The 14,934-nt window shown below is 53.8% G+C and carries 15 protein-coding genes; 12 read left to right on the forward strand and 3 right to left on the reverse strand.

Features of this window, described 5'->3' with window-relative positions; genetic code table 11:
* Positions 1-4: 4 nt before the first annotated feature.
* Entirely contained in the window at positions 5-937 is a 933-nt protein-coding gene (locus tag Q0753_RS04810; protein WP_298718055.1) for a LysR family transcriptional regulator, read from the reverse strand.
* Positions 938-1,100: 163 nt separating this feature from the next.
* Here Q0753_RS04810 and Q0753_RS04815 point away from each other — a divergent pair, with 163 nt between their 5' ends.
* The 4 genes from Q0753_RS04815 to Q0753_RS04830 all read left to right on the forward strand — a co-directional run bounded on the left by Q0753_RS04815 (position 1,101) and on the right by Q0753_RS04830 (position 3,977).
* On the forward strand, positions 1,101-1,577 hold the full coding sequence (locus tag Q0753_RS04815; protein ID WP_298718057.1) for a DoxX family protein: 477 nt from the start codon (positions 1,101-1,103) through the stop codon (positions 1,575-1,577).
* 94 nt (positions 1,578-1,671) lie between these two features.
* The gene (locus Q0753_RS04820; protein WP_298718059.1) at positions 1,672-2,619 is read left to right on the forward strand and encodes a glutathione S-transferase family protein; all 948 of its coding nucleotides are present in this window, start codon (positions 1,672-1,674) and stop codon (positions 2,617-2,619) included.
* A gap of 45 nt (positions 2,620-2,664) precedes the next feature.
* Positions 2,665-3,504, forward strand: a complete 840-nt coding sequence (locus Q0753_RS04825) for a class III extradiol ring-cleavage dioxygenase (protein ID WP_298718061.1) — start codon at positions 2,665-2,667, stop codon at positions 3,502-3,504.
* 158 nt (positions 3,505-3,662) lie between these two features.
* Positions 3,663-3,977 carry a HigA family addiction module antitoxin gene (locus Q0753_RS04830; protein ID WP_298718063.1) on the forward strand — a complete coding sequence of 105 codons (315 nt, stop codon included), beginning with the start codon at positions 3,663-3,665 and terminating at the stop codon, positions 3,975-3,977.
* A gap of 119 nt (positions 3,978-4,096) precedes the next feature.
* On the opposite strand, the gene Q0753_RS04835 is transcribed toward Q0753_RS04830, so the two are convergent.
* Together Q0753_RS04835 and Q0753_RS04840 are read right to left on the reverse strand one after the other, a co-directional pair.
* A protein-coding gene (locus Q0753_RS04835) for an IS5 family transposase (protein WP_298718161.1) occupies positions 4,097-4,848 on the reverse strand; the annotation gives its coding sequence in 2 pieces (ribosomal slippage) (positions 4,097-4,510 and positions 4,513-4,848; 750 coding nt in all).
* A 218-nt stretch (positions 4,849-5,066) separates the two neighbouring features.
* Positions 5,067-5,990 carry a LysR substrate-binding domain-containing protein gene (locus Q0753_RS04840; RefSeq protein ID WP_298718065.1) on the reverse strand — a complete coding sequence of 308 codons (924 nt, stop codon included), beginning with the start codon at positions 5,988-5,990 and terminating at the stop codon, positions 5,067-5,069.
* Between the two features lie 248 nt (positions 5,991-6,238).
* On the opposite strand from Q0753_RS04840, the gene maiA reads away from it, so the two are divergent.
* The 8 genes from maiA to Q0753_RS04880 all read left to right on the forward strand — a co-directional run bounded on the left by maiA (position 6,239) and on the right by Q0753_RS04880 (position 14,499).
* Entirely contained in the window at positions 6,239-6,880 is a 642-nt protein-coding gene (gene maiA / locus Q0753_RS04845; RefSeq protein WP_298718067.1) for a maleylacetoacetate isomerase, read from the forward strand.
* 42 nt (positions 6,881-6,922) lie between these two features.
* Positions 6,923-8,131 carry a 3-hydroxybenzoate 6-monooxygenase gene (locus tag Q0753_RS04850; protein WP_298718069.1) on the forward strand — a complete coding sequence of 403 codons (1,209 nt, stop codon included), beginning with the start codon at positions 6,923-6,925 and terminating at the stop codon, positions 8,129-8,131.
* A 93-nt stretch (positions 8,132-8,224) separates the two neighbouring features.
* Complete coding sequence (locus tag Q0753_RS04855) at positions 8,225-9,256, forward strand: cupin domain-containing protein (RefSeq protein ID WP_298718071.1); 1,032 nt, start codon at positions 8,225-8,227, stop codon at positions 9,254-9,256.
* 23 nt (positions 9,257-9,279) lie between these two features.
* Positions 9,280-9,981 carry a fumarylacetoacetate hydrolase family protein gene (locus tag Q0753_RS04860; protein ID WP_298718073.1) on the forward strand — a complete coding sequence of 234 codons (702 nt, stop codon included), beginning with the start codon at positions 9,280-9,282 and terminating at the stop codon, positions 9,979-9,981.
* Positions 9,982-10,179: 198 nt separating this feature from the next.
* A complete protein-coding gene (locus Q0753_RS04865; RefSeq protein WP_298718075.1) occupies positions 10,180-11,154 on the forward strand; it encodes a TRAP transporter substrate-binding protein in 975 nt (324 codons plus the stop codon).
* 45 nt (positions 11,155-11,199) lie between these two features.
* Positions 11,200-11,700, forward strand: coding sequence for a TRAP transporter small permease (locus Q0753_RS04870; protein ID WP_298718077.1), 501 nt, complete (start codon positions 11,200-11,202; stop codon positions 11,698-11,700).
* The gene (locus tag Q0753_RS04875; RefSeq protein WP_298718079.1) at positions 11,661-12,965 is read left to right on the forward strand and encodes a TRAP transporter large permease; all 1,305 of its coding nucleotides are present in this window, start codon (positions 11,661-11,663) and stop codon (positions 12,963-12,965) included. The genes Q0753_RS04870 and Q0753_RS04875 overlap by 40 nt, the downstream gene beginning before the upstream one ends.
* 331 nt (positions 12,966-13,296) lie before the next feature.
* Positions 13,297-14,499 carry a DcaP family trimeric outer membrane transporter gene (locus tag Q0753_RS04880; protein ID WP_298718081.1) on the forward strand — a complete coding sequence of 401 codons (1,203 nt, stop codon included), beginning with the start codon at positions 13,297-13,299 and terminating at the stop codon, positions 14,497-14,499.
* The last annotated feature ends 435 nt before the right edge of the window (positions 14,500-14,934 follow it).

A 14,934-nucleotide genomic window follows, 5' to 3' on the forward strand; every position in this document is an offset into this window, starting at 1 on the left:
CTTTTTACTCGGGGAGCGGGCTTGTCTTCCGGTCGAAGTTATCCCAGTACGGCGGGTCGCCGAAGTATCCTTCCATAAAATCGATAAAGCATCTGACCTTGCTGGCCAGCAGTTTTCGGTGCGCGTATACAGCATACAGGCCCATGGCGTTCGGTTCGTATTGCGGAAGAATCACCTTGAGTTTGCCTTCGGCAATGGCCGCACCGCAGATAAAGGTCGGTTGAACGATAATGCCGGCCCCTTCGACGGCGGCGTTGACCAGCACTTCCCCGTTGTTACAGATCATGTCACCGCTCGGTTCATGCCCGGTCGGCCGTAGCCACTCATTGGCGGGGAAGCCGGCGTTGTCTTCCATGTAGCTGTAGCGTAGATATCGGTGATTTTTCAGCTCATCCGGGCTGGAGGGCATGCCGTGCTGTGCCAGGTAAGCCGGCGCGGCGCACATGACCAGCCTGACCGGAGCGATTAATTTGGCAATCATCGACGAGCTTTTCAAGTGACCGATGCGCAGCGCTATGTCGAAGCCTTCTTCCACAATATCGACCTTCCGGTCATTCAGTTGTAAATCGATACTCACCAATGGATGAGCGCGCTGAAAGTGACAGATAAGGGGAGCCAGGTGCCGGGTGGCAAAAGAGACAGGTGCACTGATGCGTAGCTGTCCCCGGGCGCCTTGCTGCAGGTCATTGAGCTGACTGTCCATGTCGTCGATATCATCCAGTACCTGTTGGGCACGCCGGGCATAACGATGACCGGCTTCGGTCAAATGTACCTTGCGAGTGGTGCGATTGAGCAGGCGTGCTCCGAGCCGCTCTTCCAGTCGCGACACATATTTGCTGACCAGCTGCGGCGACATGTCCAGCCGCTCTGCCGCACGGGTGAAGCTGCCTTCGCTAACCACGGTAATAAAGGCACGCATGGCATCGATACGGTCCATGAAAGCTCCTGACGAGAATGAAAACTTCATTATCAACAATTTGTTTATAATTAGGCAATAAGAGCGGTATTAATCTTTACAGATGGGGCTAGTAAAGTGTTTCTCATACCTGAATACCTACTTTCAGAAACACTCAAACATGACCTTTATTCGAGGAACCCCCATGAAAAATCAATTTGCACGGACATTGTTCAGTAGTACCGGCGGTTATGCAGCACTGGTGCTGCGGGTACCGGTCGGGCTCATTCTTGCGGCCCATGGCGCTCAGAAACTCTTCGGCTGGTTCGGTGGCTATGGTCTGGAAGGGACCGGACAGTGGCTGGCGAGCATCGGCCTGGCACCGGGCTATTTGATGGCTCTGCTGGCCGGCGGGGCCGAGTTCTTCGGCGGTCTGGCGCTGGTGCTGGGCCTGCTGACCCGTCCGGCGGCACTGGTGTCGGCCTTTACCATGCTGGTGGCCATTTTCGCCGTGCATATTGGTAATGGCCTGTTCATGTCCAACAACGGCTACGAGTATGCCCTGGCCCTGTTCGCGGTCACATTGGCGCTCGCTGTTCAGGGCGCAGGACGGTTCGCGCTGGACAAGGTACTGCTGGAGCGTTTCGGTGGTGCGGGGAACGGGCTGCGTACCGACGCATGATAATCCCTGACGTGATCACGACACGGCAATAGCGGTTGGACTGGTGCGCGTTCATAAGTGGAGCGCGCTTCTGTAATGTACAGGAATATGAATTATGTTGGTTAACGGTGTTTGGCAAGAGAATTGGCAGCCGGTACAGGCTAAAGACGATGAGGGGCGGTTTATTCGTCAGGTTTCGCCGTTTCGGCACTGGATCACGCCGGATGGTACGCCTGGCCCTACCGGCTCTGGTGGCTTCAAGGCCGAGAAAGGGCGTTATCATCTTTATGTCGCCTATATTTGCCCCTGGGCGTCGCGGGCGCTGATGGTCCGCGAGCTGAAAGGGTTGCAGGATATTATCGGCGTCACCGTCGTCAACCCGCGGCTGACCGATCAGGGCTGGCAGTTCGGCGGCTACCCGGGTGCCAACGAAGATACGCTTAATGGCGTGCGCTACATGCATGAGTTGTACACCCGTGCGGATCCCGAGATTTCCGGTCGTGCCACCGTGCCGGTGCTGTGGGACAAGCAGACCGGGACCATCGTCAATAATGAGTCTGCGGATATCCTGCGGATGCTGAACAGCGCCTTTGCAGGAATAGTGGATTCGGGCCCGGACCTTTACCCGGAGGACCTTGCCGGCGAGATCAACACCCTGAACGACTATATATATACAGATCTGAATAACGGTGTTTATCAGGCCGGTTTTGCGTCCAGCCAGCAGGCTTATGACGAGGCTTACGGCAAAGTGTTTGCCGCGCTGGATGAACTCGAGTCGCGGCTGGCCGATGGGCGCCTCTACCTGTTCGGTGACCGTCTGACGGAAACCGATGTGCGGCTGTTTGTGACCCTGGTGCGCTTCGATGCCGCTTATCACGGGCTGTTCAAATGTAACCGTAATACCCTGCGGGCCATGCCGTACCTGCACACCTACATGCAGCGGATCCTGGCGCTTGAGGGTATCGCCAACACGGTGAATATCGATCATATCAAGGCGGGTTATTATTCCATCAAAGCCCTGAACCCCAGCGGGATTGTGCCGGCAGGGCCCGGTGCAATATAACCTCGGTCACTGGAATCCTTGACCGACGCTAAGAGAGTAACCGCCATGAATGTAAAACCGGATGTTCTGTTCATTTCTCACGGTGGCGGCCCTATGCCGTTGCTGGGGGATCCGGGCCATCGAGAGATGGTGGCTCGGCTCACGGAGATTGCCGGCCTACTGCGCAAGCCCTCCGCAATACTGGTTATCAGTGCTCACTGGGAGGAAGCGATACCGACCATCACCTCGGGGGCCAACCCGTCTCTGATCTATGATTACTTCGGTTTTCCGCCTGAGTCCTACGACATCAAGTATCCCTGCCCCGGTGAGCCTGTACTGGCGGGGCAGATCCACGAGGTGTTGGAAAAGGCCGGTATTAGTGCGCGGCTCGATGAGCGGCGGGGCTTTGATCACGGCCTGTTTGTGCCACTCAAACTGATGTACCCGCAGGCGAATATTCCGTGTGTGCAGTTGTCATTGGTCAACAGCCTGGATGCCACTACGCACCTCGCGATCGGCCGTGCGTTACAGGCACTGGATTACAAGAATCTGCTGGTGATTGGCTCCGGTTTCTCCTTCCATAACATGCGCGCCTTCTTTGCGCCAAATACCCCGGACATTCAGGCCGGTAACGAGGCGTTCGAAGACTGGCTGGAGGAAACCTGCACCAATGCTGACATGGAAGAGTCGGAGCGGGCGGAGCGACTGGCGCATTGGGATCGCGCCCCCTATGCCCGATTCTGTCATCCTCGTGAGGAGCACCTGCTGCCGCTGCACGTCTGTTACGGGCTGGCGGAAAAGCCCTGTGATACCCATATCTCGGCAACGGTCCTGGGGAAAAAGTCGGGAATGCTGTATTGGGGGTCGGAATCTCTGGCGGGTTTATCCACTGCAGTACCGGGCTAAAACGATCACAAGTCATCGCTCTGACTCTAAGGTGTCAACAAGCCCTGCACCGTGAGGCGAAAACTCCGTCATTCATGAAGTAGGGCTTCGACTTGCTCGCTGCACCAAAGCTGGTGCGGCAGACGTTGACATTATTGATTACAACTAGGAGGTCACGCATGCGCATTATTGATGCTGTTACGCCTGGCGAGCAACTGAAAAAAGAATATCTGGAACCCATCGGTATTTCTCAATACCGTCTTGCAAAAGAAATAGGGATACCGGCCCAGCGCATCGGACAGATTATCGCCGGCAAGCGTTCAATCACCGCAGACACTGACCTCAGGCTCTGTCGTTTCTTTGGTTTGCCCAATGGTTATTGGTTACGGACTCAGGCGGCTTACGATACCGAGGTGGCGCAAAATGCCCTTGAGGAGCAGTTGAAGAGTATTCGGCCATGGAGTTTCGCGCCACACATGGGGGGCAGGGTATAGGCAACCGCTGCACAGCGACTGATTTTTTGCTGCCGAGCAATGCTACATCGACGTATGTTCCGAATATGATGCACATTAAGAACCTATTTCATTAGATGCTGCCTAGGGGGCGTTCTCAATCATGCCAACCATATCACCGTTGATACGAAGCTGAGCATGGCGGTGTAGTGTTTCTCGACACGCTCATATCGAGTCGCGATACGACGGTAATGTTTGAGCTTCTGGAAAGCGCGTTCAACCAAATTACGCTCTTTATACAATATCTTATCGTAGTCCCGTGGGCTGGTCAGGTTCTTTCTTGGTGGGAGCTCCGGACTGGCTCCACTGGCACGGATTGAGGCGACGAAGCTATCTGAGTCATAACCCTTATCTGCCATCACGAAGTCCGCTTTTATGCCTTCAATCAACTGGTTGGCTTGACCATATTCCGATGCTTGTCCGGGCGTTAATAGAAAGCGGATCGGGTTACCCAACGCATCGACAGCGAGGTGGATTTTGGTACTCAGTCCGCCTCGTGACTTGCCTTGCGCTTGCTCATCGCGCTCTGTTTTTTTGAGGCCCCATGCTGATGGACCCGAACGATACTTCCATCCACCATCAAATATTCCAAGTCGGGATCATCCGAGACGGCCTCCCAAATCTGCGTCCATACGCCCTTGTGTGACCAGCGGTTATAGCGAACATACACTCGATGCCAATGGCCGAAGGACTCTGGCAAGTCCCGCCAGGGCGCTCCTGTTCGAGCCATCCACAACACGGCTTCAACAAAAAGACGGTTATCCTTTGCTGTGACCCCACAGTCACTGGCCTTTCCCGGAAGTAAGTCCTTGATTCGTACCCATTGATCATCGCTCAGCACTGGCCGGGGCATATGTTTCACTCTCTTCAGATCCATAATGCACTTACTATCGGCAGAATTTTACCATAATTGAGAACGCCCCCTAGTAAAAGAATGAGAAACGGCCAGTGTTACTATCAAATAACGTATTAATATAAAAAGAATTTCTTAGTTAGGTGAAGGCTTTCCTGTCCCTACTGATAATGAACGATACGGTTGACGGAAAAGGTTCCCAGTGCAGTGGAAGTGTATCACTGGCCCGCCACACTGGTTGTCTCTCTCAGGCATTGCAACAGATCCAGGATAATGGGATCTGAGAGCTCCTCGTCACGCCAGCACATACCCACATAACCGTCCGCGCCGCCGACCTCGATCGCGAGGGGAACGACCAAACCCCGACCGGCAAAATGCCGGGCAACCCGTTCTGAGGCAATCGATAGCATATCGCTGTATTGCAGCAGCCACAGGTTGCCCACCTGTGACGACGACTCCACCCGGTACGCCGGCGGTTTTCTGCCCGCTGCAGTCAAGGCGATATCCAGCTTGCTGCGGATTGGCGTGCCGTGCGGCCAGACAATCCATTCGTATTGATAAAGATCATCCCAGCTCAAACTTGTATGCTGCGCCAGCGGATGCCCGGGCCGGGCAATGATCCGCAGTGGCTCGCTGTAGAGCATTTCGCTTCGTAGGGTCTGCCGCGGCTGGTAGTTGTCCAGTCGGCCGACCACCACATCCAGCTGACCTAGTTCCAGCTTCTCCAGCAGTGAGTTCATGGTGCTTTCCTGGATCTCCATCCGGGCCTTGGGATGTATGCCTAGAAACTTGGTAATGGCTGCCGGTACGAAACTGGGTGCTGACGCAGGAGAGGTGCCGATCGCAATGGTGCGCGAACTGCCTTCTTGCAAGGCTTCCAGGTTGTGCTGGGCGCGGGACATTTCGGTGACAATGCGCCGGGCATGACTGATCAGCGCCTGGCCCATTACCGTGGGTGTCAGACCACGGGAATGGCGCTCAAACAGCGGCGAGCCAATATCCTCTTCCAGCTCCTTTAGCCATTTAGATAAACCGGGCTGGGTGGTATGGGACAGGCGGGCGGTATCGCTCAGGTTACCGGTCTCCGCCAGATTGATCAGTAGGTGTAGGTGTTTCAGGCGTAAGCGTTTGGTCCAGTCCATTTATGTATACCTAAAATTGTATAGCAGTATCTTAAAATATCATTATTCGGTATAGGTTTCCCGGTTAATAATGTTGCGTATAAGTTAGGCAAAGGTGCTGTTCTTGTATGGCGAGTATATCTGTGCAGCACCATAACAACCGGGTAGATAGCGTGAACGGCGGCTCGATACCGCCAGATAGTCATCAGTGTCCGAACTTACGCTGACGCATGACAGCTTCGTGTTATCTAATCGAAAGGATGGACTCTATGCAGCTTTACAGTTTTTTTAACAGCTCTACCTCTTACCGGGTACGTATCGCACTCGCCCTGAAGGGGCTGGATTATAGCTATCAGGGCATCAATATTCGGGTGGGTGAACAGCGTTCGGCCGATTATCAGGCGCTGAATCCATCCAAGGGCGTGCCCCTGCTGGTGGAAGACAATGACATCAGTATCAGCCAGTCTCTGGCCATTATTGCCTACCTGGACGATGTATATCCCGAACAAAAACTGCTCCCTGGCGATACCCTGACCAAGGCGCGGGTGCTGGAACTGGTCAGTGCCATTGCCTGTGACATGCACCCGGTGAACAACCTGCGCGTGCTGGGCTATCTGAAAAATGAATTCGGCATCAGCGACACGCAGAAAACCGCTTGGTACAACCACTGGATTGCCGAGGGATTCAGCGCGGTAGAAGCGCTGCTCAGCCGTTACGGACATGGCCAGTACTGCTTTGGCGATGCGCCGACCCTTGCCGATTGCTGCCTGGTGCCTCAGGTGGCTAATGCCGAGCGCATGGGCTGTGATCTGACCAACTATCCGAAAGTGATGGCAGTGTATCAATTCTGTCAGCAGCAGTCGGCTTTCCAGCAAGCGGCGCCTGACCAGCAACCTGATTTTATGGGCTAAGTGTTTACGCAGCCGTCATAACCTCATACATGGAGAACTATTATGGATAAGCAAGACGCGCAACAAAAAGTCATTGTGGTCGGCGGCGGCATCGGTGGTCTGGCAGCCGCCCTTGCGCTGGTGCGCCAAGGGTTCCGGGTGCAGGTGCTCGAACAGGCACCGGAAATCGGCGAGATTGGTGCTGGCATTCAGCTTGGCCCGAACGCCTTCCATGCCTTTGATGCCCTGGGCATCGGCGACAAGGCCCGCAGCCGTGCCGTATTCACCGACTATATGGTGATGCATGACGCCGTTGATGGCTCCCAGATTGGTAAAATCCTCACCGATGAGAACTTCCGTCAGCGCTTCGGTAACCCCTACGCGGTGATCCACCGGGTGGACGTGCACCTGTCGTTGCTTGAAGGCGCACAAGAAACCGGCCGGGTCGAATTCAAGACCGATACCCATATTCAGCGCGTCGAACAAGATGAAAACGGCGTTAGCGTTTATGACCAGCACGGTAACGTTTATCAAGGCGTTGCAGTGATCGGTGCCGACGGCGTGAAATCCGTGGTGCGTGAAACCTATGTCCAGGATCCGGCCAAGGTAACCGGTCATGTAGTCTACCGGGCCGTGGTCGAGAAAGAAGACTTCCCAGAAGCGCTGCGCTGGAATGCCGCCAGCCTGTGGGCAGGCCCCAACTGTCACCTAGTGCACTATCCGCTGCGCGGTGGTGAGCAATACAACGTGGTGGTGACCTTCCACAGCCGCGAACAGGAAGAATGGGGCGTGACCGAAGGCAGCAAGGAAGAAGTCGAAAGCTACTTCCAGGGTATCTGTCCGATGGCGCGCCAGTTGATTGAGCTGCCCAAGAGCTGGAAACGTTGGGCCACCGCCGATCGCGACCCGGTTGCTCAGTGGAGCTTTGGCCGTGCCACCCTGCTGGGCGATGCGGCGCACCCCACCACCCAGTATATGGCGCAAGGTGCCTGTATGGCGCTGGAAGACGCAGTCACCCTGGGCGAGGCCCTGCGAGTCAACAATAACGACTGGGACAAGGCGCTGGATCTGTATCAGCAGTCACGTATCGCCCGTACCGGTCGCATCGTGCTGTCCAGCCGTGAAATGGGTCGCCTGTACCATGCGAAGGGCGTTGAGCGTCTGATCCGCAACGACCTGTGGAAGGGCCGCAGCCAGGAGCGTTTCTATGACGCCATTGAATGGCTGTATGGCTGGAACGTGGAAAACTGCCTGAAAGAGAACGGTAAATAAGCTGCTGACTGGGATGGGGAGCCCGGTGTCCGCCTGATGGCACCGGCACCTGAACCGAGCGGCGCAAGCGCCGTCAATACGAGGATGATGAAGATGCAACAACTCGGAACACTTGAAGATCTGCCGGAAAGCTACCGCAATGAGCTGACCGAGCAGAACCTGGTCCCGCTGTGGCCCAATATGCGTGCGGTCTTGCCGCCCAAGGTGCCCAGCAGAAAGACCAGCACCCTGTGTTGGGACTACAACAGTGTACGCCCGCTGCTGCTGCAGGCCGGTGAACTGACGCCGATGGAAAAAGCCGAGCGCCGGGTACTGGTGCTGGCCAATCCGGGTCATGGCCTGAACAACATGCAGGCCACGCCCAGCATCTATATGGGGCTGCAGCTGATCCTGCCGGGTGAAACCGCCCCCAACCACAGGCACACGCCCAATGCGGTGCGCATCATTATTGAGGGCGAGGGCGCTTACACCACGGTTAACGGCGAACCCTGCAAGATGGAACGCGGTGACCTGATCCTGACCCCGTCCGGCAAGTGGCACGAGCACCATCACGAAGGTGAAGGCCCCATCGTCTGGCTGGATATCCTTGATTTACCGCTGATTTATCAGCTGGAAGGCTCCTGGGCAATGGAGGGCAAGCCGCAGGAAAACGTCCTGCCGCGCGACAAGTCGTTCGCCGACTACAGCGCCGCCGGCGTGGTGCCCAACATCAACTTCCGGCGCGGTGAAACCGACTCGCCCATGTTGCGTTATCCCTGGGAAAAAACCCGTTCCTGTCTGGTCGAGATGGCCGAACACTATAAAGACGGTCTGCTGCAGGTCAGCTACGTCAATCCGGAAACCGGCGCCAGCCTGTTCCCCAGCATCGGCTTCGGTGCCCTTATGTTGAGACCGGGTGAAACCGTGACCCTGCCCAAGCGCACCACTGCCTGTGTATTCCATGTGGTGGAAGGCCAGGGCGAGCTGTCCGTCGATGGCGGCGCTGCGGTGGCCTGGAATGAAAAAGACACGCTGTCGGCGCCGGGTTACAGCGACATCACCCTGCGTAATGGTTCAGCCGATAATCCCGTATTCATGATCACCGCCGACGAAGCACCCCTGCATCGTTATCTGGGTATTTTTTAATCATTCACAGAGAGACTGAGAACATGTCAAACACATTATTATTCCCGGCTAAAGAACAGACTGTCGCCGTAGTTGCCAGCACCGATGCCCTGTTTCCGGTACACCGTATTTTTTGTGTCGGTCGTAACTATCACGCCCATGCCGCCGAAATGGGCGTGAGTGTCGACAAGTCAAAGAACGAACCTTTTTATTTTACCAAGCACCCGAGCAGCCTGATCCCCAGCGGCAGAGAAATTGCCTATCCGCTGCAGACCGGCAACTACCATTACGAGATGGAGCTGGTGGTGGCAATTGGTAAAGAAGGTTTCGAAGTCGCTGAAAGCGATGCCAACGATATTATTTTCGGCTACGCCAGCGGTCTGGATATGACCCGTCGCGATCTGCAGCTGAAAGCCCGTGAAACCGGTCGTCCCTGGGACCTGGGTAAAGACTTCGAAGAGTCCGCCGTTATCTCTGCGATTGTACCGAAAGAAGTGACCGGTATTGTTGAAAGCGGCAATATCGAACTGGCGGTCGATGGTGAAGTGAAACAAAAATCCGACCTGACCAAACTGATCTGGAATGTGCCGGAAATCATTGCACACCTGTCCAAGTTCTATCACCTGCAGCCGGGTGACCTGATCTTTACCGGTACCCCGGAAGGTGTGGGTGCCGTGGTGGCCGGTGACAAGATCACCGGTACCGTCGAAGGTGTGGGTGATGTGTCACTCATTATCAAGAAGTAACAGCAACGGCGGGAAATAAACCTTGAGGTCGAGGCAAACGGCTCGACCTCGGGTTTTTGGCGGTTTTGAGATCCGATAACACAGATGAAGTAATACAGTGGATTTGTTCGTTCGAACCCGTAGTCATGATTAGTCATGTTAAGAAGTAATCAGGTATTTTTTGACTAAAGGTTCGCTATTAAATGGAGTTTACTTGTCATGGTGATGTTAAAGAAATTATTTACCGGTAGTGTGCTGGGAGCTGCGTTGGCGTTCAGTTTTTCAGCGAGTGCCGACACCCTCAGGTTGGGTCATGTTACCCCGCCAAGCCACATTTGGAACCAGGTGGCGGAGCGCTTCAACGACAATTTGAAAAAAGAATCAGCGGGGAAAGATTCCATCCGGATTTTCCCGTTGTCCAAACTGGGCGGCGACGATCAGATGATCAACCTGCTGCAGTCCGGCGGTATTCAACTGGCGATCCTGACTGCGGGAAGTCTGTCCAACCGGGCTGAACCGATGAACGCCTGGTTTCTTCCTTATATTTTCAACGATGTAACGGATGCGGCCAATGCGAGCAACCACCCGGCCGCGCAACAGATGCTGGATGATTTGAAAGAGCATAAGCTGGTTGGCCTGGGTTATACCTTTGCCGGTATGCGTCATATTCTTTCCACCAAGCCAGTCACCACACTTGATGATTTTAAAAATAAAAAGATAAGATCTTTCCCTAACCAGTTGTTCAATGACTGGTGGAATCAGCTCGACGCCGCTCCTACCGCGTTGGCTATCAGCGATGTGTCTTCCGCATTGACCACTAACCTGCTGGATGCGGTTGATGTAGACCTGGATATCGTGGTCGGCTTGAAAATGTACCAGCAGGCACCTTACCTGACCTTGACCAACCATATGGCTTTTCCCGGCGTGGTGGTCGCATCGGAAAAATGGTGGAACTCCCTTTCTGATGAACACAGGACTATTATCTTGAAATCATTCAAAGAGGCGGAGCAATGGGGGTTTGAGAAACAGGCGGCAGCCGAAGTCTCAAATCTTGATTTCCTCAAGCAAGAAGGTGTCACTGTCAGCGAGTTTGATCGTGAGCAGTTGCAGAATGCAGCCGACAATGTCATTAAAAAATATACAGAAAAAAATGAGCTGACGAACGAGTTCTATCTGCAACAAATTCAAAAATAGGTTATTAGTTGGGTAGGGCCGAAGGCCCTACTACTCGAGGTTATTATGTCAAGGACTATCAATAAAATAGATGAGTTGCTCGGCAAGATAGAGTATTGGCTCCTGATCCTGCTGGTCGTATGCCTGACGTTTATTTTGTCGGCTCAGGTAGTGCTCAGATCCTTTTTCAGCAGCCCGATTTTCTGGGCGGAAGAAGTGGCTGTGCAAATACTGATTTCTGCCACCTTTATCGGTGTAAGTTATCTGCTTTATTCCAGAAAGTTGGTCAGGGTTGATTTTATTCTTTCGGTGCTTAAGAAGCCTTACAACATCTGGCTTGAGAAAGCATTGGAGCTGGTGGCTCTGGGGGTGCTGATTACCTTGTGTTACTACGCAACCGAGTGGATTATGCGGCCGGAGATTAAAGTAGATGTCTCACCCACCACGCAACTGCCGAGATGGTATAATTATGCAGTCTTGGTGGTCTCCTTTTATTGCATGTCCTGGCATCAGTTTGTAAAAATAATATGCCCGGCGAAGGTTGTTCATGGCGAGGCATCATTATGATTACCACTGTTTCCTTTTTTGTTGCTCTGCTGATCGGTTTGCCTATTTTCATTACTCTCTTGCTGGGAACGCTTGTGTTTTTAATGCAAGCCGATCTCACAGTGTTAATGAGTGATTTGACCATACAATTGTATGGCTCACTGAACCAGAATGGCCTGTTGGCGATTCCTTTGTTCATGTTGGTTGGCGAGTTGATGAACAAGGGCGGCCTGACCTCTCGGCTGATGAATGCCGCCGATGTATTTGTGGGCGGTTTTAAAGGTGGCCTGGCGTATGTGAATCTGCTGACCAATGCTATGGCGGCGTCTATTCTGGGCTCGGCCACTGCACAAATCGCGGTGATGAGCCGACTGATGGTGCCGACCATGGTTGAGAAGGGGTACAAAAAAGAGTTTTCTGCCGCCGTTACCATGGCCGGTGGCTTGCTCGGGCCTATTATTCCCCCCTCCATGTTGATGATTATTTATGGCGTGGTGGCGTACCAGCCGATATCCGCCCTGTTTATTGCCGGTATACTGCCGGGTATTCTGATCGTGCTCGGTTTCGCTCTGGTTATTTTTGTTACCGGCATCGTCTCCGGCCTGCCTTCCGGTGAGCATCTCAAACACAAAAATGTGCGCCAGGAAGTGCTCAGCGGTTTATTGCCTGGCACCATACCCCTAGTGGTAATTATCTGTATTATCGCTGGCGTGATGACGCCGACCGAAGCTGGTGCCATTGCTTCGATTATGGCGTTTGTTATGGGTTTTTTCGTATATAAGTCTATAAATATCAAAGATTTACCAGGTATTTTCGGTGCCGTCGGCATCAATACTGCCACCATCACCGGGCTGATCGCCACTGCGTCCGTGTTTGGCTGGGCGCTGTCCTTTGAAGGCATTCCCGATATGCTGGTTGAATGGATCAGCGGCATTACCACATCTCCGTTGTTGTTTCTGATGCTGGTCTATTTGCTGGTGATCCTGCTGGGCATGTTTCTGGAAAGTATCAGCGTGATGATAGTGATAGTGCCGATCATTCTGCCGGCTGCGCTGTCTTTTGGCATAGACCCCATTCACTTTGGAGTTATTATCAGCCTGGCCACTCTGGTGGGACTGGTAACACCACCGGTGGGCCCGGGGCTTTATATTGCGATGACCTCGGCAAATCTACCGATGGGGTCTTTGTTCAAGGCAATGTTACCGTTTTTGCTGTCCATGTTTATCTGCATGCTGATTATCGCCGTGTTCCCTGCCATTTCCCTGTGGTTACCCAGCCTGATGTAATTGAATGCTGCTGGTTAGATAGCGTTATTTTTGCCACTTCCCTTGGAAGTGGCTTTTTTGTACTTATCAGAGTGCCTTGAGGCTCCACTCCCTAACGGTCGTTGACCTTATTGATATACAGAAAATGATATAGCAGCATCTCAAGATATTATTATTCTTCATGTGTTGGCTTGGTGGAGAATGTTTCCGGAAAGTGAAGAGGTTGTTGGTTATCTGATGCCCGTAGCGGATTGCTGTGGTGGACCGGAAGGGTGTATCCCCTTTACCGACAACCGATTCAGAAAACAAGGGAACCTGATTTCATCGATAACAACCATGGAGCGAGTTGAACATGAGAAAAACCAAAGTGGCGCTGTCTGTCTTCCTAGCGACCGGCATTTTGAGTGGCGGGGCCCTGGCCATGCCGGTGGTGGAAGCGGGCCAGCCTATTGTCACTGGCGAGCCGAGCCGCGTGGGGCCGCCCTGGAACCATCGCACTACCATCAATATTCCGGGCACCACAACCGATTTCGCCTTTGGCGGTTACGTCAAGCTGGACATGCTGTACGATGCGGATTACGACTTGGGCTATGCCACCAGCCCGTTCAATCTGCTCAACCCGACGGCCAATGCCACCGACGGCCGCACCGACTTCACCGCATATGAAACCCGGCTCAACTTCCGCACTCAGACCCAGACCGACTACGGCAAGCTGAACACCTTCTTCGAAGTGCATTTTCTTCCCGACGGCAAGCTCAACCTGCGCCATGCCTATGGCGAGTATGCGGGCTTTCTGGCTGGCCAGACCTGGACCAACTTCATGAGCTTCGTGGGCAGCACCCGTACCCTGGCTTTGGGGGATCCCATCGGCTACAACATGGAGCGCCAGGGCCAGCTCCGTTATACCCACAAGCAGGGTGACGGTGCCCTGTCGGTGGCGCTGGAAGATCCGGATACCGTCATTGCTCGCCCCGATTTAGCGATTGCGAGCGAGGAAAGCCGACTGCCTGATCTGACCTTGCGCTATGAGTATCGCCGCCAGTTAGCGCTGTCGGGCGTGGTACGCGAGCTGTCGACCAACGATAATATCGGCAGCGTGGACGATAGGGCCACCGGCTATGGGGTGCAGGCACAGTTCAGCCTGCCGCTGCTGGAAAGTACCAACCTGAAGGGCAGCTACACCATTGGCTCCGGCATAGGTAACTACATGGGTAACCCAGGAAATATGGGCCACAAGAGTGCGCCCGATGTGTATGTGCGTAATGGCGAGTTGGAAACCGTGGACATTCAGGGTGGTGGTATATCTCTCAACCACAACTGGAACCCCCTGTGGTTCAGCTCGGTTGGTTATTCCCGGCTGGATCAGGATCTGCCGAAGGCTCAGGGGTACGATGCCCATTTCGATGAGGTGGATTACACCTTCGCCAACGTCATCTGGGACATTACCGAGCGGCTGATGGTGGGTGCCGAGTACCAGTTTGTCGACTTGAAAACCATAGCGGGTGACCAGCGGGATGCTAGCCGCCTGCAACTGAGCGCCCAGTACCAGTTCTGACGATTCCGTACACTCAGTGCTTGATATTTTACCGCCGGTTTTGCCGGCGGTTTTTTATCTGGTCTGCCCGACCCGACATGGCGTTATGCCGATGTTTCAGCCGAAGACCAGTTCGGCTTCATTGCTGAAGTTGTTTAACCCAGTGGTGCAAACTGTTTTCACCCACATCCATGGCCCGGCAAGCCTCTGCTATCGATTAATATTGAGTGAGCACGAGACTGGCCGTTTCCATTTTGAAGGTTGGTGAATAAGGAATGTCGATTCTTCTTGTTTACGAAGATTTCTTTATGCGGTAGATTATTCTACCGCGTTAATGAATGTCCAGAGTCATTGAACCAATACACTATCACTGCAACCTTTCTCCCCAATTGATACTACTTACTTTATTGATGAGTTAGGGTGCGTTCTCATTTGATACTTTAAGTCTCATTAGAT

The sequence above is a fragment of the uncultured Oceanisphaera sp. genome, from assembly GCF_947495715.1.
Taxonomy (GTDB): domain Bacteria; phylum Pseudomonadota; class Gammaproteobacteria; order Enterobacterales; family Aeromonadaceae; genus Oceanimonas; species Oceanimonas sediminis.